The 18,038-nt window shown below is 46.8% G+C and carries 17 protein-coding genes; 6 read left to right on the top strand and 11 right to left on the bottom strand.

The window, feature by feature from the left end; all coding sequences use genetic code 11:
• Positions 1–130: 130 nt before the first annotated feature.
• From QUB20_RS25130 to QUB20_RS25120, 3 genes are all read right to left on the bottom strand, one after another.
• Positions 131–430, bottom strand: a complete 300-nt coding sequence (locus QUB20_RS25130; protein WP_333250253.1) for a DUF3593 domain-containing protein — start codon at positions 428–430, stop codon at positions 131–133.
• Between the two features lie 313 nt (positions 431–743).
• Positions 744–1,394: an ATP-binding protein gene (locus QUB20_RS25125; protein ID WP_333250251.1), complete on the bottom strand. Its 651-nt coding sequence runs from the start codon at positions 1,392–1,394 to the stop codon at positions 744–746.
• A gap of 398 nt (positions 1,395–1,792) precedes the next feature.
• Positions 1,793–1,990 carry a hypothetical protein gene (locus QUB20_RS25120; protein ID WP_333250249.1) on the bottom strand — a complete coding sequence of 66 codons (198 nt, stop codon included), beginning with the start codon at positions 1,988–1,990 and terminating at the stop codon, positions 1,793–1,795.
• A 50-nt stretch (positions 1,991–2,040) separates the two neighbouring features.
• Between QUB20_RS25120 and QUB20_RS25115 the strand changes: the two genes are divergently transcribed.
• Both QUB20_RS25115 and QUB20_RS25110 read left to right on the top strand, forming a co-directional pair.
• A complete protein-coding gene (locus QUB20_RS25115; RefSeq protein ID WP_333250247.1) occupies positions 2,041–3,291 on the top strand; it encodes a transposase in 1,251 nt (416 codons plus the stop codon).
• 185 nt (positions 3,292–3,476) lie between these two features.
• Positions 3,477–4,220 (top strand): pentapeptide repeat-containing protein, encoded by a 744-nt coding sequence (locus QUB20_RS25110; RefSeq protein ID WP_333250245.1) that lies wholly within the window; start codon positions 3,477–3,479, stop codon positions 4,218–4,220.
• A gap of 104 nt (positions 4,221–4,324) precedes the next feature.
• Here the strand turns inward: QUB20_RS25110 and QUB20_RS25105 are convergent, their stop codons facing one another.
• Both QUB20_RS25105 and gatA read right to left on the bottom strand, forming a co-directional pair.
• Entirely contained in the window at positions 4,325–5,539 is a 1,215-nt protein-coding gene (locus QUB20_RS25105; protein ID WP_333250243.1) for an alpha/beta fold hydrolase, read from the bottom strand.
• Between the two features lie 118 nt (positions 5,540–5,657).
• Positions 5,658–7,118 carry an Asp-tRNA(Asn)/Glu-tRNA(Gln) amidotransferase subunit GatA gene (gene gatA, locus QUB20_RS25100; protein ID WP_333157548.1) on the bottom strand — a complete coding sequence of 487 codons (1,461 nt, stop codon included), beginning with the start codon at positions 7,116–7,118 and terminating at the stop codon, positions 5,658–5,660.
• Between the two features lie 1,099 nt (positions 7,119–8,217).
• On the opposite strand from gatA, the gene QUB20_RS25095 reads away from it, so the two are divergent.
• Entirely contained in the window at positions 8,218–8,673 is a 456-nt protein-coding gene (locus tag QUB20_RS25095; RefSeq protein WP_333250240.1) for a helix-turn-helix domain-containing protein, read from the top strand.
• 204 nt (positions 8,674–8,877) lie between these two features.
• Here QUB20_RS25095 and tnpA read toward each other — a convergent pair whose 3' ends face one another.
• Positions 8,878–9,276, bottom strand: a complete 399-nt coding sequence (gene tnpA, locus QUB20_RS25090) for an IS200/IS605 family transposase (RefSeq protein ID WP_333250238.1) — start codon at positions 9,274–9,276, stop codon at positions 8,878–8,880.
• A gap of 51 nt (positions 9,277–9,327) precedes the next feature.
• Here tnpA and QUB20_RS25085 point away from each other — a divergent pair, with 51 nt between their 5' ends.
• The 3 genes from QUB20_RS25085 to QUB20_RS25075 are packed head-to-tail and all read left to right on the top strand — an operon-like array spanning position 9,328 to position 12,769.
• The gene (locus QUB20_RS25085) at positions 9,328–10,533 is read left to right on the top strand and encodes a transposase (RefSeq protein ID WP_333250235.1); all 1,206 of its coding nucleotides are present in this window, start codon (positions 9,328–9,330) and stop codon (positions 10,531–10,533) included.
• 45 nt (positions 10,534–10,578) lie between these two features.
• A complete protein-coding gene (locus QUB20_RS25080) occupies positions 10,579–11,883 on the top strand; it encodes a serine hydrolase (protein WP_333250232.1) in 1,305 nt (434 codons plus the stop codon).
• A gap of 55 nt (positions 11,884–11,938) precedes the next feature.
• Positions 11,939–12,769: an alpha/beta hydrolase gene (locus tag QUB20_RS25075; RefSeq protein ID WP_333245467.1), complete on the top strand. Its 831-nt coding sequence runs from the start codon at positions 11,939–11,941 to the stop codon at positions 12,767–12,769.
• Between the two features lie 134 nt (positions 12,770–12,903).
• Here QUB20_RS25075 and QUB20_RS25070 read toward each other — a convergent pair whose 3' ends face one another.
• The 5 genes from QUB20_RS25070 to carA all read right to left on the bottom strand — a co-directional run bounded on the left by QUB20_RS25070 (position 12,904) and on the right by carA (position 17,713).
• Entirely contained in the window at positions 12,904–13,182 is a 279-nt protein-coding gene (locus tag QUB20_RS25070; RefSeq protein WP_333057159.1) for a DUF1816 domain-containing protein, read from the bottom strand.
• 296 nt (positions 13,183–13,478) lie between these two features.
• On the bottom strand, positions 13,479–14,924 hold the full coding sequence (gene rlmB / locus QUB20_RS25065) for a 23S rRNA (guanosine(2251)-2'-O)-methyltransferase RlmB (protein WP_333250229.1): 1,446 nt from the start codon (positions 14,922–14,924) through the stop codon (positions 13,479–13,481).
• Between the two features lie 263 nt (positions 14,925–15,187).
• Positions 15,188–15,634, bottom strand: coding sequence for a ribonuclease III domain-containing protein (locus tag QUB20_RS25060; RefSeq protein ID WP_333250227.1), 447 nt, complete (start codon positions 15,632–15,634; stop codon positions 15,188–15,190).
• Positions 15,635–16,017: 383 nt separating this feature from the next.
• Positions 16,018–16,374 carry an STAS domain-containing protein gene (locus QUB20_RS25055; protein WP_333037230.1) on the bottom strand — a complete coding sequence of 119 codons (357 nt, stop codon included), beginning with the start codon at positions 16,372–16,374 and terminating at the stop codon, positions 16,018–16,020.
• Positions 16,375–16,555: 181 nt separating this feature from the next.
• Positions 16,556–17,713 (bottom strand): glutamine-hydrolyzing carbamoyl-phosphate synthase small subunit, encoded by a 1,158-nt coding sequence (gene carA, locus QUB20_RS25050; RefSeq protein ID WP_333250225.1) that lies wholly within the window; start codon positions 17,711–17,713, stop codon positions 16,556–16,558.
• Positions 17,714–18,038: the final 325 nt, after the last annotated feature.

The raw sequence follows: 18,038 nt of genomic DNA, 5'->3' as shown, positions 1-18,038 counted from the left end.
CCGTCCTTTTTGGACGGGCGGGACGCCCATCCCACAATAACAATTAAAATTGTAAGTTATTTAATTCGCGATCCTAAACAGACGCTAGTCAAATGAAAGTCTCGCATTAATCCCGACTACCCTCTCAAGTTTATTCTTGTGAGGATTCTTTGGCTTTAATCACCGCTTCTCTAAAGCCTAAAACTAATAAAATATTGGCAAGTGTTAAGAATAGTTCCGCAGAACCGTGCAGCCAATCGACATTTGCTAGTGACTCGTTGTAGGCAACTTTTGCGTAAATTGCGGCGGGAATCGTCACCGCTACAAAAACGAGAGTCCCGTAAAATCCCATCAGAGCTAAACGAGGTGTTTTTCCCGATCGAGTCAAAAACCAGAGAAATCCCAAGTAGGGAAATAGAGACAGAACAAATAAAGTTTCTTTGGAAATCATTAGTAATTGGTGAGCGACCAGATACTATGATAAATTAAAAGCTCAAAAATTAGTGTGAATAATTTTTAACTTTTAATGTTGAGTTTTTAATATTTAATTATAATATTTAATTCGACAGATGCACCCGTTTCTATCGAACCGCTATAGAATCACCCAATACCATAGCTCTTAACCCAAGCCGCAGCAGGTGGGCAGTATTCAAAACCCCTCACCCACGCCGAGACAAAACCCGTAAATTTTCCCCTCACACCGTTTTTAGCCTACTAACACATTTTTTACCGTGCCAGTCTGTTAATTGTCCATCACCCCAAAGCTACCCAGCAATTAGAAATAGAGACGGTTCCAAACTTTTCTGTCTGCTAGGCATCAAGCAAGCATCGTTCAAAACCTCTAAGTCCAAGCCGCCTTTTCTATCTGCTGCCAGAATTTCCTTCAGCTTAGCATCAAAATCAAAACACGGGCCGCAATCCCAAACTTTGAGTTCCAACCGTCCATTAAACACCGTAATTTCGAGTTGCACAGGAGTTTCTACTGGCAGATTTTTGTGAGCGTGGCGAACTGCATTAGTAAAACCTTCAGCCAACCCCAACTGAATCTTCCACCAAACTTCATTGGGGAGCGATATATCTTTCAACTGTTCAAACCACAACAAAACTTGAGTTAAAGCATTGACATCTGTGTTGACTTGCAGGCTAATATGTTGAATAAAAGTTTCATGCAGCTCTTCTTCCTGCTCTGTTTCAGTCTGCCAATCCCAGGTGTTTAATAAATTCATTAACCCATCTAAAACGCTAGCTTTTTTTATATTTTGGGAGCGATTGCAACCTTCTACTTCGTAACTTTTGCTCAGCCACAAACAGTTTCGATTGTCGAGAGTCCGGGTGTAACTGATCTCGTCTGCAATCTGCCACATGAGTTTGATCCCCCTGCCACCTTCTGCAAGTTGATCTATGCTGTTGGACATCTATTTTCCTCGTCTGAAAGTATTAGCTGTACCCTATTTTCCCACCCGCCGATACATTTGGTATATTTTTTTTATACTTGCTGGCTCGGTATTATTTCGGGGATCATACAAAAATGCTATCTTTTTTAGAGAAGGCAGCGCATCAGCAATATGTCTTAAGAGTCTAAGCCAATTGGCTTATTTACCGATCGCCTGTACGGAGAACGATCGCCCTCAGCAGCAAAATCCAACTGCATCGATTACAAATACTTATCCGTTGTCGGAGTCAGCCACTTGCCACAGCCGTCGCCAGAATCCCCGGCATTTAGCGCCTCGGGCCGATCGCCGCTGCAGGGGAGCCTTGATGTGCGGGCTTTCATCCCCAAGGCGTAAGTAACTTCCGTGAGCGCGATCGAACCTTACACCGTCGAGTCGCGTCCATCCACCAAGAAACTGGGTCTGAAGCCCCGTCCTTCGCTTGACGGCTTTTCTTTAACTTTGAGGCTCCTGATTAATTCCCTAAGTACATCGGTTTTAGTCCGACCTACAGATTTGCAGTGTTCTTCAAGAATTTTAAATTCAGACTCTTGAATCCGAAAATCTAAACGTTTCTTCATGATTTTATCCGGTGTTTTGCTGTACAATTGTATAACAAGGAGGATAACTCATGTTTGGCTGTCAACAAAACTTAATTCGAGCTGACTCAGAGATTAAGGCGATTCTCGAATATCTGTGTTCAGAGTCTGCAAAACTTTCTAATTGCGGGACTTACTATGCCCGCCAGTTATATTTTAAAACTGGCAAGGTTCCGAACCGCGCTCAGTTGCACAAGGTTCTAGGAACCGAAAATCGAAATCGACACTATCAAGCATTTTACTCTGATACAGCCCAACAAATCCTGACGGGTGTAGCAGAGTCTTTCAAGTCTTTTCTAGGACTAATGAAAGCGTTTAAAAATGGGATAATTATAGACCGCCCTAAGCTGCCGAAATATCGTCAAGGCGGAAGGGCTGTGGTGACGTTTACAGGTAGGTCGGTAAAACTCAAAGACGGAATGTTGAGATTTCCCCTAGGCAGCAAGGTCAAAGTGTGGTTTGGTCTAGATGCGTTTTACTTGCCCATGCCATCTAATCTTGATTTCAAGGCTATTCGGGAATATCGCATTCTTCCTCGAAACGGCTGTTTCTACCTAGAGTTTGTCTACAAAACTACTGAAGTCCAATCAGATGTAGATATTGCCAGATGCTTGATGATTGACCACGGCGTAGATAATTGGCTAACTTGTGTGAGCAACGTTGGTACAAGTTTTATAGTTGATGGCAAGCACATAAAGTCTCTCAATCAAGGTTACAACAAGCAAGTTGCATTTTTGATGAAGGGGAAAGCTAACGGGTTTTGGTCTAAAAAACTTGCCAGCGTAACCGAGAGACGAAATCGTCAGATGCGAGATGCCGTCAACAAGGCAGCCAAAAAGGTGATTAATCATTGTTTGAACAATCAAATAGGAACCGTTGTATTTGGCTGGAACAAAGGACAAAAAAAGTCTGCCAACATGGGAAGCAAAACTAATCAAAAGTTTGTGCAGATTCCTACGGGCAGACTGAAGGATAGAATTGGTCAATTGTGTGAGCAGTACGGCTTAAGATTTCTGGAGACTGAAGAATCGTATTCCTCAAAGGCTTCATTCGTTGATAATGATTTGCTACCTACATTCGGCGAGAAACCCGAAGGGTGGCTTCCATCTGGTAAACGAATTAAGCGTGGCTTGTATCGAACAGCTCAAGGTTGGTTGATCAATGCAGATTGCAACGGTTGTGGCAATATTGGTAGAAAAGTAGCGGTAATGCTTGGACTTGATCTAAGCGGAATCAGTAGGGGCGAATTGTCAGCGCCTTTAAGACATAAATTATGGGCTTAAGAATCCCTGTCGCTTCAGCGCAGGGAGTGTCAATAGACTAGGACTTACGCAAACAACCCAGTTTCTGCTTAGAATATTGGGTTTGACAGCCAGGAATTAACGAGGAAACCGGGTTTTTGGTCCCCCGCGCGTAAGTCCAGCAGACAAATCCGTGATGAAAGGCAGTTACAGAACTTACCCCGACTATGACCAAAATCCAACTGAAAATTCTGACTGCAGCGATAATGCTACTCCCATTTTGCGCCGCACTTCCCTTACAAGCTCAAAATCTGTCTCTAGTAAAGCGGCTGCTAGAAACCAGAGGATGTCCCGGATGCGACTTATTTGGCGCTTCCTTGAGCCGTGCAGATTTGTTTGGCGCTTCCTTGAGCCGCGCCACTCTCAGCAGGGCCGACTTAGTTGATGCCGACTTGACTGCGGCTGACTTAATGGAAGCTAATTTAAACAACGCCAACATGAGAAACGCCTTTTTGGCTGACGCCGACCTCAGCAAAGCCGACATGAGCAGGGCCGACATCAGGGGAGCCAACTTAGAAAATGCCAACCTCAGCGAGAGTTTTCTGCGAGACGCATCCCTCCAGTTGGCTAACTTAAAATGCAGTAATTTGAGCGCCGCTAAACTAACTCGAACCGACCTGAGAAATGCAGATTTAAGCGGTGCAAATCTCAGGGGTGCAGACCTCAAAGAAGCCGATTTAAGCGGTGCAAATCTCAGCGGTGCAGACCTGAGAAATGCCGACTTGAGGGATGCGAGATTGAACAAAGCTAATCTCATAGATGCCAATCTCTGCGGCGCCCGGATGCCGGACAGAAAAACCTCTCGGCGAGGCTGCGAAGTTAAGAAAGAACAAGCTATAAACACGAACAATTACTGCAATTATTGCTATGCCTTGAATGACTGGTGGCTGAATGTATTAAGGTTATACTAAGCGATATCATCGGGATAACTGCTCCGCTTTAGATATCTACTGTTAGAAGTGCGAGCAGGCGGTACAGATATCAAACTTAACCTGTTACCGCCAAGAGCTTTTATCTACTGTGAAGAACCTAAAAATTGGCTCAGTATTTGCAGATATTCTGCGCCCCCGATATGTGCCACATTAGTGTGACCTCCGTCAGGAACTATGTAAAGCTGTTTGGGTTCAGGTGCTGCATCAAACAGTTTTTTGGTCATTTCCACTGGAACTACATTGTCAGCAGCCCCGTGAATAAACAGCACGGGCATTTGCAGCCGATCGACTTTTGAAAGAGAATCAAACCGCTGTGTCAGTAAAACATCGATCGGAAACATCCAAAACAGCCCTTTTTGGAAATTCACCATCGCCCGCGTCGAAGTAAAAGAGCCTTCTACAATTACCCCTGCGGCCTCCGGGTGACGCAAGGCTAGATCGATCGCGATCGCCCCTCCCAAAGAATGACCGTAGAGATAAATTTGATTCGGGTTAATCCCCCGCTGTTTCACCAAATAATCCCAAGCAAGTTGAGCATCCTCATAAACCTGAGATTCACTCGGAAAATCGCCCTGGCTTTTGCCATAACCACGATAATCCATCACAAATACCGACAAACCTAACCCATGAAATCGATAAGCGTGTTCGACATTTGATCCCACATTTGAAGCATTGCCGTGCAGGTACAAAACTACCTTCCCTAACCCCAGGGCGGTTTCATTCTTGGTAGGGGCCGTGCCCCCGTGCCGGCCCTTTTTGCCAGAAACCCCCATTCGATGGTTGGTGGCGGGGGTAGGCACGGGGGCACTACCCCTACAAAAACCTCGTTTTTGGTGAGAATCAAACAGCCCTGCCCCTAACCCCCCCTTGTTAAGGGGGGGAACCGGAGCGACTGCCGGTCTCTCACTTTGCGGGGACGTTCCGACTCCTCTAGCTCCCCCCCTTGGCAAGGGGGGGCTGGGGGGGGTATCCGAGTCTCCGGTGTTAACAGAGGGAACAGCCTCCCCCTTTCTTGCTCCACCCCTAGCTTCGGGGGGGCTGGGGGGATTTTCCGAGGCAGGAATCCACCACCCGTGCACGCTGTCCACCGCGCCTGTTTTAGTTGGAATTGGCAGCCAGACATCTTGATATTGCAACTGAAAATCATCTGGCGTAGTTTCGATCGCCCGCGCCGGAAAAAAGATAAACTTACCTTGCGCTACAAAGAGGAATACACAAGCAGCAGAATAAGCAACGGCCAAAACTATCCCAAAAGCTATTAGCGATTTAGACAAAAGGAATACTAGCAAATTGTTCATAGATAGAGCACGCGGGAAATTAGAGATCGCTCAAAAGCTAATGGCAAATTATTAATTCAGACAATTAGCCAAGATCGATTACTAACTTCCGCCACCGTATTCCGCCGATTTCCAAAAATTAATGCAATTCGGGGTGGTGTAAGTGCCAATTCGTAGACTGTTCGTAAGCGTGAGCCACCTGAAACAACCGAGATTCTTGCAAAACATTACCAATCAGTTGTATACCCACGGGCAGTCCTTTATCATCAAATCCGCAGGGCAAACTCAAAGCTGGCAAACCAGCAAGATTCACGGGAATAGTCATCAAATCTGACAAATACATACTCAGGGGATCATTGAATTTTTCGCCTGCCTTAAATGCGGTAGTAGGAGCAGTGGGACAGACTAAAACATCAACTTGAGAAAAAGCTTTTTCAAAGTCTTCTTTAATCAAAGTCCGAACTTTTTGAGCTTTTAGATAATAGGCATCGTAATATCCAGCCGACAATACGTAAGTGCCGATCGCAATCCGGCGTTTAACTTCCGCACCGAACCCTTGAGAGCGGGTTTTGGCATACATATCCAAAAGATTATCGGGGTCTGGAGACCGGAAACCGTACTTAACTCCATCATATCGCGCCAAATTTGCCGAAGCTTCCGAGGGAGCAATGATGTAGTAAGTGGGCAAACCGTAGCGGAACCGGGGACAAGAAATGACTTGAATTTCTGCGCCCAATTGTTGAAATTGCTCGATCGCCTTAGTAACAGCGTCTTTAACCCCCGAGTCCAGCCCTACACCAAAAGTTTCTTTAATTACACCAATTCTAATCTGACCCTTCGGTCGCAAACTGGGTCTTAAAGCTTGAGCGTAGTCAGGAATTGGGACATTAAGACTCGTGGAATCTCTCGGATCATAACCGGCGATCGCCCCCAACAAAATCGCCGAATCCTCAACAGTCCGGCCAAAGGGCCCGATTTGATCGAGAGAAGAAGCATAGGCCACCAAACCGTAGCGAGAAACCAACCCATAAGTCGGTTTCAGCCCCACCAAACCGCAAAAAGCAGCAGGTTGGCGGATTGATCCCCCAGTATCCGAACCCAAACTCACGACGCATTCTCCAGCGGCTACCGCTGCGGCAGAACCGCCAGAAGACCCGCCGGGTACGCGCTCCAAGTCCCACGGATTCGCGGTAACTTGATAGGCAGAAGTTTCTGTCGAGCTCCCCATTGCAAACTCGTCCATATTCGCCTTACCCACAATCACCGCACCGGCTGCTTGGAGTTTGGAGACGACGGTGGCATCGTAGGGAGGCACAAAATTCTCCAAAATCCGAGAGGCGCAGGTTGTGGGAACGCCCTCGGTGCACATATTATCTTTAACGGCGATCGGGATGCCGGCCAACAGGCCAATTTGCTCTCCGGCTGCGATTTGGGCATCCACTTTATGGGCCTGCGCCAGTGCGCTGTCTGCTGTCACGCACAGAAAGCTTTTCAACTTCGGCTCTAGCTGGGTAATTCGGTCTAATGCTTCTTGAGTAATTTCCACAGCAGAGCGTTCTTTATTGACCAGTTGTCGGTGCAACTCGCGGATGGATGCCATGCTCGTACCTTTATCGTTTCTACTTTGAGACAATACAGTTAATATAACTGGCAATTGTACCTGCTTACAGCCTGAAGGCAAAGTCGGCTATTTTTGTGGCGAAAGTTCGAGCCTCGAAGAGGACTCCGCTAACGCGCGATCGGTCATTTTATCTACAATAGATTAAATTCCCCAAATCCCACCGAACACAAAATAGCGATCGAGTTTTTTACCTCATCTTTTAACAAACCAAGAATGCAACTGTATCAAAACTTATGCAAAAAGTGGTTTGACTCGATATTTATATAAGTAAGGGGTAAAGTGGGCAATCCGGCCTCTACATAATTAGGTTCTGCCTCCAAGAATGTGTATGCAATATCACAATCATTAGGAAATCAGTCCTTCCAAATTCTGTAATCTAAATTCTAAAATATTAGAGCCCAGCTTCTCTTCGATGCAACCCATAATTCATGGTAGAAAAAGAGGGCATAAAAAATCCACTAATACCAGATTATGACTGCTTTATTGCGGGAATCTTCAGACAATACTATTTCTTTATTAATAATACTTACCAGTTTGGTTAGATATGATTATTTTGAAAAGCATAGTTGGAAGCATATAAAGCTGATTTATGACGAGAGGAATGGCGTCCTTAAAATCCATAAATAAATGAACTGAGAATAGAAAATTCTGATAATAAAGTATTAGATTAGGGCGGTCGATACCCTAATAATTAGGACCAGATTATGAAGAACACTTTTTTAGTCAAAAATGACTGAAAGTTATCAGTCATCTGAGTGATTTAATGGCGGCTGCGCGATCGAAGAAAATAGTAATCGACCTTTTCCGATCCACGCCCATTGTACTAGAGCTCAAAAAGCCTGTCAGAAATCTGGGGTTCACAAAAAAGCTCGGAACGCTCACCGCCACACCGAGGTCTTTTGTTGCGCGCACCTGCAAAAAAAACATCAGTCCTTCCTCAAGTGCGACTAGCTGCGTGTATCTGGGGTAAAAAAAGCTACTTATTTGCCCGAACGATCCCCAGGAAAATAATTTCATCCGGAATTATCCCCAAAACCCAAGATATATGGTAAGAAGTTCCCGATGCCCCGTTGGAGGAATGCCACCTAAAGCTCACTTAGAATCCCACCTGACGGCAGAGGAACTCAAAATTCGCTACCGGCAGGCACAAAACACCACAGAGTCGCGCCGCTGGCACTTGCTGCTGTTAGTGTCCCGAAATTGGACTATCAAACAAGCAGCCCAAGTCGTAGGCCTCAACTACGACTACGCCAAAGAAATTGTCCAGCGCTACAACCGAGAAGGGCCTAACTCTGTGAGAAATCGCAGCGGAGACCGCCAGCCCCCTCCTGCAAAATCCTTGCTGAATCCAGAACAGCAAGAAGAACTGCGACAAGCGCTGCAAGGCCCTGCCCCCGACGGCGGAGACTGGACAGGCCCCAAAGTCGCTCGCTGGATTGCCGAAAAAATCGGTAGCGATCATGTCTGGCCCCAACGCGGCTGGGATTATCTCAAGCGGTTGGGTGTTGACTGGCGACGGCGGCGCAAAAAGTAGAGAGTTCGCAATATTTAAAGGGGGTTGATTGCCTTCGTGCGATCGCTCCCTTTATTTTGGTTATTTTGCCACATTGGCGCGATCAAAACCATTTGAGATTTGAGATTTGAGATTTGAGATTTGAGATTTGTTCTTCAATCTACAATCTCCGATCTAAAATCTAAAACCGTTTGACAAAAAAAATGAGATACAAGCCCCGTCCTTCTAGGACGGCTTTTCTTGGTTTCTAATATATTCCTTCAAAACTTCTAAAGGCGCACCTCCTACAGAAACAGCAAAATAACTAGGACTCCACAAAGCTTCTTTGTGGGGTTTTTCGTGTCCAGCCTGTCCGTACCGACGACTGGAAACGCCTTTTAATGCGTTAACAATTTGAGATGTCGATAATTTAGGCGGATACTCAATCAGCGCATGAACATGATTGCCTTCGCCATTGAACTCTAGCACTTGAAAGTTCATTTTTTGAGCTACCTCACGAAACGATTTTTCAATCAAATCAAGACTTTCGCTCGTAAATACAGACCGACGATACTTTGTTACGCAGACCAAGTGCATTTTAAGTTCTGTAACAGAATTGCGCTCATGGCGGTAAATAGTTGTCATTACTTGCAAACCAATATATAATCAAACCTACAGACCAATATTAGTATAAACATGAAGGCGAGGTTCAAGTACAGATTTTATCCAACGACAGAACAAAAGCAGAGCTTGGCTCGGCTGTTTGGCTGCGTGAGGAAGGTCTGGAACGATAGCCTAGCTCTCTGCAAGCAGTCCGAGAAAAAGCCAAGTTCGGCCCAACTGCAAAAAATCGTGATCACCCAAGCGAAAAAGACCGAAGAAAGAGCTTGGCTAAGCGAAGTCTCCAATATTCCTCTACAGCAATCTGTAGCGGACTTGGAAACGGCTTTCAAGAACTTTTTCGACTCCTGCAAAGGAAAGCGAAAAGGTTGCAAGGTTGGTTATCCCAAGTTCAAAAAAAGAGCAAATAGCCAGTCGGCACGATTTAGGATTGGGGGTTTTTCTCTGAAAAATGGCGGTGTCTATTTAGCCAAGATAGGTGTTGTTAACCCTATATGGTCAAGAACACTGCCATCCGAACCTAGCTCTGTCACAGTAATCAAAGATTGTGGAAATCGTTATTTCCTGAGTTTTTTAGTAGAAATTCAACACATTCCATCTGAGGCGAAAAACCAAAGTATCGGAATCGATTTAGGAATCACAACTTTTGCAGTGATGAGTAACGGTGAGGAAGCCAAAAGCCCTAGCTATAAAAGTCTAGACCGCACAATCCGTAAACTTCAACGTAAATTAGCTCGCCAGCCGAAAGACTCTAAAAGGAGAAACATAACACGAATCAAGATTGCTAAATTGCACAACCGCATTGCCGACACCCGTAAAGATTTTCTGCACAAGTTGTCAACTAAAGTAGTTAACGAAAACCAAGTGATTATTTTGGAAGATTTAAATGTATCCGGGATGGTAAGAAACCGGAAGCTCTCAAGGGCAATTAGCCAGCAAGGGTGGAGAGAGTTTAGAACTCTCTGTGAATCCAAATCCGAAAAGTTTGGCAGAGAGTTTCAAGTAATTAGTAGGTGGGAACCTACTAGCCAAGTTTGTGCTGATTGTGGTTTCAAATGGGGTAAAATCGATTTGTCTGTTCGTTCAGTGCTTTGCCTGAGTTGTGGTACTAAACAAGATAGGGATCAAAACGCTTCTAGAATTATAGAGAAAGTCGGGATGGGGAATCGCCACGACTCAAAACGGGCGCAGAGGGATTGTCAGACTACTTCGGTAGCAAAACCCGATGAAGCGTCAAGAATCACCGCTCATAAGAGGCCGGTGAGTATTTCAATGATGTAACAATAGCTGCTTATATTGAATAGGGTTGTGTTGAGGATGTTAAATATGCGAGATATTAGGTGTTTTTTGTCGATCGCCAACAAGATGGCGGCAGTAGTAGCCGGCATTGGACTGGTTCAGATGTTAACCATCGCAAGTTCATTCTCTCAATCATCTAACCCGCGTTCCCTAGACGAACTCTACAAAATTCGCGATGGGCTAATCGCCGAATTAGAACAACCCTCATCTCCCTCCCCAGAACCAAGCATCCTTTCCGGCTTAGTTCCCTTCGCAGCCGCCAATCCTCAAGAACAACTGCTACAGCAGTTGCAAGCGGTGGAAGCTCAAATATTAGTAGAAAAGAGGGCTAACGACAACTTACAGCAAGCAGTCCGTTTAGCCAACAGAGCCGTAGAAACTAAACAGCAGCCCAATAAGTCGATCGCATCTTCGCAGCAAACTCAATTTTTCTGGCATCAAGCCCTCAACAACTTGCAGGAAGTTCCTCAAAATTCATTTTTAGCTTCCGTCACTGCCTCAAAAACTCAAGAATACCGGGGAAATTTAACAGCAGCAACCTCTCAAGTGCAGCAAGCAAAATCTGATTTGTTGGGTGTGCTTGCCAGGGAAAGCGGTTTGTCGGCTCAAGCTTCGATCGGTATTTGCAACCTTTCTAGAGAGTGCGTACACCTGCGGGGCGATGTACCTCCTGTCAGTCCAGCCAGCTTAATTAAATTGCCGATTGCTGTCGCCCTGATGCAAAAAGTCGAAAAAGAAAAAATTAGTCTGAACCAGGAAGTATTAGTCACTCGCGGTAATTTCACCGAAGACGCATCGGCAAAGATTAGGTCTAATCGCAATTACCCGCTACAGCTACTGTTAGAAGAAATGATCTATCGCAGCAGCAATATCGCCACCAATCAACTAATCGATTATTTAGGTTCGGATTACATCAATCAATATTTAGATAATAGCGGCTACGAAGTCACCCGCGTCAACTTCAAATTAATGGGGGAAAGAATTATGCCCTCCAACCCCGGTTCTGGTCGCAACCGCGTGACTGCTAACGAACTCACCGAAATGATGGTGCAAATTTACAACGGCGAAACACCCGGTGCTAAACTGTTAATAGAAACTCTCAACCGCCAGTACGATCACGCTCTGGGATTTGCCGCCTTGGAAGGAACTAAAGCTCAGTGGTTGGGGGAAAAAACCGGTCAAAATTCCTGGGTACTCGGCACAACTTTAGCGATGAGCATTGACGACGAGGCCTATGTGATTACTGTGATTGACAGCCGCAGCGGCGAGCTACAAATGCGCCAGTCTATTTCTAAAATTGCCGATTACATGGTCCGAAACCCCAGCTTTTAACCGCTGGAATATAAAATTTATAGCGGGGACAACGCACCGCCCAAACAGTTAAAAAATGCCGCATCAACAACTCAGTGTTTCCGTCAAAGGCAAAGGGTTTCCTATTCTTTGCTTGCACGGCCATCCAGGTTCCGGCGATTGTATGTCGGTATTCACAGAACACCTATCAAAACGCTTCCAAACCATCGCCCCAGACTTGCGCGGATACGGCAACAGCCGCACCTCAACTTTCTTTGAAATGACCGATCATCTGGTCGATTTAGAAGCACTATTAGACAGATTAGGAGTCGATCGGTGTTTGGTAATCGGATGGTCTTTGGGAGGGATTTTAGCCCTGGAATTAGCCATGAAATATCCCCAGCGAGTCACCGGTTTGATTGTACTCGCATCCGCAGCCAAACCGCGAGGAAGTCACCCTCCCATCTCTTGGCAAGATAACCTTTACACTGGTTTAGCGGGAATTATCAATTGGGTGATACCGGGTTGGCAGTGGAATATTGATACTTTTGCGAGGCGATCGCTCTTTCGCTACTTGATACAGCAGCATACAGCCACCCCTTACCGCTACTTAGCACAGGCAGGTACCCCCGCCTACCTCAAGACTTCCAACACGGCCACAAAGGCGTTAAATACCGCTCTGAGGGCTGGATACGATCGACTGATGCACCTGGGCGAGATTCAATGTCCCAGCTTGGTGTTGGCCGGAGAAGGCGATCGGCACATCACCTCAGCATCCAGTTTAGAAACCGCCCGCCACCTCCACGATTGTCAGTGGCAGTGCTATCCCAATACTGCCCACTTGTTCCCTTGGGAAATTCCCGATCGGGTACTCGCAGACATCGATCGTTGGATAGAGAGTCACCCCGAAGCAGTTGGCAATTGCTAGTCTTAAGTTTGGAGTGTGTCAGAAGCAATTAATCACCCAACACTCAACTGTTTTGAAGTTACAACTGACAACTCAAAACCGCACAGCGTTGCGAGGGAAGCGTAGGCCTCTCAAAACTCAAAATTCCCCTGCTTCTACTGACCGCTCAAAACCGGCCACAGCCCTCCATCACCAAGCTTTCCCAAATCTTCTGCAACCGTCAAAGTAATTGGTTTGCAGCGGTGAATCGAAACACTAACACCTTCTGCCCCTTCATTTTCTATGTCTTCTACATATCCTGCTTTTGCAGTTGCCGCCTCTGCCTGGGTTAAGAACGGGCCAAAATAGTAAATGCACCGCGGCGCTGAAGTTTTAACTTCAACCCACCAAGCCAATCCGAAAAAGTTGAGCAAGCTAATCAAGAATTCTTTCATCTGCTTTTCTTCTAATGTATTTGACGGTGTTTTCAGGGTGCTGCGAACACGCCTAGGCTTTTGTTATTTACACGTGGCTGACTGCTGCCAAGAACCGCTCCAAACCTATTTAAATATATCTAAATAGATTTGTGTCGAATTCCTGTTTGAACCTAGGGGCTAGGCTTCTTCTACTTTCGCCGGAACAAGTAACGACAGTCGATCGACTATCCTTACTTGTTCCGGGTGTCGTGCCACTCCATGCTGGGCGGCATTGACAATAAACTACTCTGTTGTGCTCTTTTTTTCAACCACCTTTACGATCCGTGTACGTGAAACTTTTTGGGCCCGCGCTGACGGTAAATTTCGTATAAAGCCATCCCTGTTGCTACCGAGACATTCAGGCTAGGAGTCTGGCCCCTTAAAGGAATTGAAACTAATCCGTCACATCCGCGCTGTATCAAAAGGCTCAAACCGTCAGCCTCACCACCCACCACTAAAACAGTCGGCCCGGAGAACTTGACTGTCTCTATAGATTGACCGACGCCTGCGGCAGTGCCATAAATCCAGAATCCAGCCTCTTTGAGTTCTTCCAGCGCCCGGTTAAGATTGACAACCCTCGCCACGGGCAGGCTTTCCAGTGCCCCTGCTGCCACTTTTCTCACTGCTGAGGTAATCCCAACCGCCCGCCGCTGCGGAATCACCATGCCCTGAGATCCCAATGCTTCTGCGGTGCGAATAATCGCCCCTAGATTGTGCGGGTCGTTGAGTCCTTCTGCTACCACAATTACTGGATCTTCGCAAGCAGACTTAGCCTTTGCGATCAGTTCGCTCAAATCCAGGTATTCGTAGGCTGATACTTGAGCCGCTACGCCTTGGTGGTTTGCTTTGCGCGTGATGTAGTCGAGGCGCAAATCGTCAACTTCGTCAATGATGCTGCCGTTGGCTTTGGCTTCGGTTAGCAAGCTGTGAAAGCGGGGATCGTAGCGCAGGTGAGGAACAACCCAGATCCGGTTGAGGACTTGGTTTGTTTCTAAAGCTGCTTGTACCGCATGGCGGCCGTAAATCATGTCGTCTGTGTCTGCGTCTGGTTGCACGACTGTATTGGAGGCAGTGTCAACAGGGCGAGTGTCTCTGTCTTTGTCTCTGTCTCTGAAATGGTTGCCCCGGAATTCCTGCGGGCTATTGTCTTTGTCTCTGTCTTTGTAATAATTGCCCCTGGATTCCTGCGGGCTGCTGTCTCTGTTTCTGTCTCGGAAATTGTTGCGGGCAGGCTGGGGGCTGCTGTCTCTGTCTCTGTCTCTGTCTCTGTCTCGGAAATTGTTGCGGGCAGGCTGGGGGCTGCTGTCTCTGTCTCTGTCTCGGAAATTGTTGCGGGCAGGCTGCGGGCTGCTGTCTCTGTCTCTGTCTCGGAAATTGTTGCGGGCAGGCTGCGGGCTGCTATCTCTGTCTCTGTCTTGGTAATAATTGCCGCGGGATTCCTGCGGGCTGCTGTCTCTGTCTTTGAAATGATTATTTCTGCGAATTTCCGGTTGGCTGTCAGAATCGACTCTCCGTTTGAAAATTGCTCTCACGGGCATTTCTCGCGATTGTGGGGCGAAGGTCGATCGCTTTTGAGGGGCGTCTACTCCGCGAGTGTCGGGACGGGGCTTGCGTTCAAAGCGGGGAGAGGATGGTTGTGAGTCCTGACGGCGGCCTTCGCTTTTGAATGGCTTACTGTCGGAATTCGATCGCGAAAAGTTTGGTTTGGTAAATTTTCTCATTGGTTTCTTGTGGTCAAAATGTTTGGGCTGAAGGCTAGTCGATTGTAGATTGTAGATGTGAGATTCTTGATTGAGGGAGCAATCTTTGGACTTTGAGATTTGAGATAGTCTAGCGAGGGAGCAAGGATTTTGCTGTGTTCAAATTGCTAGTTAATAACTGATAAATCCTGTTTTGCCGATCGAGATTTTTGCGGTTTTATGTTAGCCGTGCCAGGATGGTTAATTACTCCCTCCCCATTCCCAACTCTTAACTGCTAAATCCTTTAAGTCTCAAGTTCTAAAAGTGCCAGAATCTCGGTCAATCTTTCGGGATCGGTGAGATACAAATATCCGATCAAAGTTTCTAAGCTGCTGGCTTGTTGGTATATCTCTGGATCTGCTCGCTTAGAACGGCCCGCTGCAGCATTGCGGCCGCGCTTGACAATTGCTAATTCTGTACTGTTCAAGTAAGGAGAGATCGATCGCAAGTGACGCGCTTGAGTTTCGGCTCGTACTTGCCCCACCACCAATTCGTGATAAGCTTGCAATCTTCTGGGCGGGACTAAGTACGAACTCCGAACGTAGAGTTCGTACACTGCATCTCCCAAATATGCCCAGGCTGCGGGCGAAATTCTTTCTATTTCTGCTGGTGTAGCCCTCGCAGGATGCACTCGATTTAAACTGATATCCGTCAGACTCAGTTTGAGTCCGTCATCTGCGATCGGCGACATACTTTTTTAAATAAAACTTCCGCACAGCTTGGTTTTTCTAGTTACTTACTTATTTCGTCTTTCGTCACTTCCGCAATTATAGCTTTTACAGGACTGTTCGCTCTCAGAGCACGAAGCGAGATATATAGGCAAAGCTTGGCGCGACGATCGCACTCCTAAAAAAGGCTTTTTACCAAATCGGGATGCTCTAATTTTTGTACCATTTTTCCGCGTGTTTGCCACACATATTTTACTGCCCCTCCACCGAAACTCTAGGCATCGGGGAAATAGCCGATGGCGCGTGTCGCAGCTTCTGGGAAAATCGATATTGTTTTACCCGCACAAAAATAAAAATTTGCTATCCAGCGTTGAGAACCGGATAGCTAATTTAATTCACTTTGGCGTCAAGCATCCTTGACGTTTTTTACCGCCTCATCAACCGAAGGCTGCAAAGACAAAAATTTCTCTAAGCGAACCAGTTTAACAGTCTGAGTTACGCGGGGATTTGAGACAATTTGCAATGTCCCTTCCAAGGTTTGGGCTTTTTTGACAAGCTGCACAAGTGCGCCCAAGCCTGAACTATCCACAAAGTCTATCTGAGACAAGTCCAAAATTACGTGTTTTGGGCCCTCGTCAATACATTTGCTTATTACCTTCCGAAAAGTGGCCTCAGAAAAAGCGTCCAGCAGGCCCGTCAAGCGAAATAACTGATAGTTATTCTTGACTTCGCGAGTGCCTCTGAGGCTAACGGTCAGGGTCAATGACTCAGAAATGACACCCTCCTAGCTAGATATGGCTTAAAGTCGAGGCTTCATTATAGGAGTTTTTTGGTCTTTTGTCTACAGTTTTTTAGTCATTAGTCATTAGTCATTGGTCATTAGTCAGAAGCGATCGACACAAACAGCCTCTGATGACTACTGACTAATGACTGCTGAGTGCTGACTACTTACTGCTGGCTACTTTCTGATTGTCTCGCATTGACTGCACGAATCGATCGAATAAATAGTCGGCGTCGTGCGGGCCAGGACTGGCTTCGGGGTGGTATTGCACTGAAAACAGTGGCAGAGTTTTATGCTTCAATCCGGCTACGGTGCGATCGTTCAAATTGAGATGAGTAATCTCTACTTCGGGGGCTAGGGAATCGGGGTCGATCGCAAAACCATGATTTTGGCTAGTAATTTCTACTTGCTGAGTTAAACCCGCTGGATGATTCAATCCCCGATGGCCGAACTTAAGTTTAAAAGTTTCTGCACCCAAGGAAAGTCCCAAAATTTGGTGTCCCATGCAGATGCCGAATACGGGTTTGTCCGACTTTAACAAAGCTTTCGCAGTCGCGATCCCTTCCGTTACCGCCGCCGGATCTCCGGGGCCGTTGGACAGAAAAATGCCGTCCGGGTTGTATTTGAGGATTTCCTCCGCCGACGTGTCAGCGGGGACAACGATGACCCGACACCCGTAACTCGCCAGACGCCGCAGGATGTTGCGCTTGATCCCAAAGTCTAGCGCTACCACCGTCCACATTTGGCCGTTAGCAGGTTTGACTGTAGGACTGAACTCCCAAACCGAGTCCGTGGCTTCAGACCACTCGTAAACCTTGCGGGTGGTGACTTCCTGGACCAGATTCAGCCCGTCCATGCTGGGGGCATCTTGCACGAGTTCCAAAAGCTCTGCCTGGTCGAGAATCGTCGTCGAAATGCCACCATTGATCGCTCCCACCGTGCGAATTTTGCGAGTGAGGGCGCGGGTGTCGATCCCGTAAATTCCGGGGATATCGTACTGTTTCAGGTAGTCTTGCAGAGATTGCGAACAGCGCCAGTTGCTGGGGCGGCTGCATACGTTCCGGGCGATCGCACCCCGAATTTGCGGGCGCGAGGATTCTTCGTCTTCAAGATTTACCCCGGTATTGCCCAATTCTGGATAAGTAAAAGTTACAATTTGACCGCAATAGCTGGGATCGGTCAATACTTCTTGGTAGCCCGTCATTCCAGTATTAAATACTACCTCGCCAACGACGGTGGCGTCAGCGCCAAACGACCAGCCGCGGTAAGCAGTACCGTCAGCCAGGACTAGGAGAGCGGGTTGTGCAGTTGAAAGTGACATGGCATCCTTAATTACTTTCGTTTGGTTTAATTCTTACCACTGCCAGGGATTTGATGCTAGTCGGCAATGTACAGATATTATTTTAATTTGTGCCAGGGTTCGCAAAACCAAGGCACTTATGCCGGAGATAATCAACAAGCAGCCATACAGCAGTTCTCAATCTTGGTGAGGTATGCCCTATGCCCACGGAGGCCTATGCCCTATGCCCACGGAGGCCTATGCCCTATGCCCGCTTATCAAGGGCTATAAGGAATGAGAATTAAATAACTTCCACTCTTGAAAGTGGGATGGGCGTCCCGCCCGTCCTTTTTGGACGGGCGGGACG

The sequence above is a fragment of the Microcoleus sp. B4-C2 genome, from assembly GCF_036705265.1.
In the GTDB taxonomy this organism is placed as follows: Bacteria; Cyanobacteriota; Cyanobacteriia; order Cyanobacteriales; family Microcoleaceae; genus Microcoleus.
This window is presented reverse-complemented; position numbering and strand designations above follow the sequence as displayed.

Excerpts from the sequence above, each read along its gene's own strand:
- rlmB (WP_333250229.1), bottom strand. The coding sequence starts at position 14,924 with ATGAGAAAATTTACCAAACCAAACTTTTCGCGATCGAATTCCGACAGT.
- QUB20_RS25130 (WP_333250253.1), bottom strand. The coding sequence starts at position 430 with ATGATTTCCAAAGAAACTTTATTTGTTCTGTCTCTATTTCCCTACTTG.
- QUB20_RS25120 (WP_333250249.1), bottom strand. The coding sequence starts at position 1,990 with ATGAAGAAACGTTTAGATTTTCGGATTCAAGAGTCTGAATTTAAAATT.
- QUB20_RS25085 (WP_333250235.1), top strand. The coding sequence starts at position 9,328 with ATGAAGGCGAGGTTCAAGTACAGATTTTATCCAACGACAGAACAAAAG.
- QUB20_RS25110 (WP_333250245.1), top strand. The coding sequence starts at position 3,477 with ATGACCAAAATCCAACTGAAAATTCTGACTGCAGCGATAATGCTACTC.
- QUB20_RS25060 (WP_333250227.1), bottom strand. The coding sequence starts at position 15,634 with ATGTCGCCGATCGCAGATGACGGACTCAAACTGAGTCTGACGGATATC.
- QUB20_RS25095 (WP_333250240.1), top strand. The coding sequence starts at position 8,218 with ATGCCACCTAAAGCTCACTTAGAATCCCACCTGACGGCAGAGGAACTC.
- QUB20_RS25080 (WP_333250232.1), top strand. The coding sequence starts at position 10,579 with ATGCGAGATATTAGGTGTTTTTTGTCGATCGCCAACAAGATGGCGGCA.
- QUB20_RS25070 (WP_333057159.1), bottom strand. The coding sequence starts at position 13,182 with ATGAAAGAATTCTTGATTAGCTTGCTCAACTTTTTCGGATTGGCTTGG.
- QUB20_RS25105 (WP_333250243.1), bottom strand. The coding sequence starts at position 5,539 with ATGAACAATTTGCTAGTATTCCTTTTGTCTAAATCGCTAATAGCTTTT.
- gatA (WP_333157548.1), bottom strand. The coding sequence starts at position 7,118 with ATGGCATCCATCCGCGAGTTGCACCGACAACTGGTCAATAAAGAACGC.
- carA (WP_333250225.1), bottom strand. The coding sequence starts at position 17,713 with ATGTCACTTTCAACTGCACAACCCGCTCTCCTAGTCCTGGCTGACGGT.
- QUB20_RS25125 (WP_333250251.1), bottom strand. The coding sequence starts at position 1,394 with ATGTCCAACAGCATAGATCAACTTGCAGAAGGTGGCAGGGGGATCAAA.
- tnpA (WP_333250238.1), bottom strand. The coding sequence starts at position 9,276 with ATGACAACTATTTACCGCCATGAGCGCAATTCTGTTACAGAACTTAAA.
- QUB20_RS25115 (WP_333250247.1), top strand. The coding sequence starts at position 2,041 with ATGTTTGGCTGTCAACAAAACTTAATTCGAGCTGACTCAGAGATTAAG.
- QUB20_RS25075 (WP_333245467.1), top strand. The coding sequence starts at position 11,939 with ATGCCGCATCAACAACTCAGTGTTTCCGTCAAAGGCAAAGGGTTTCCT.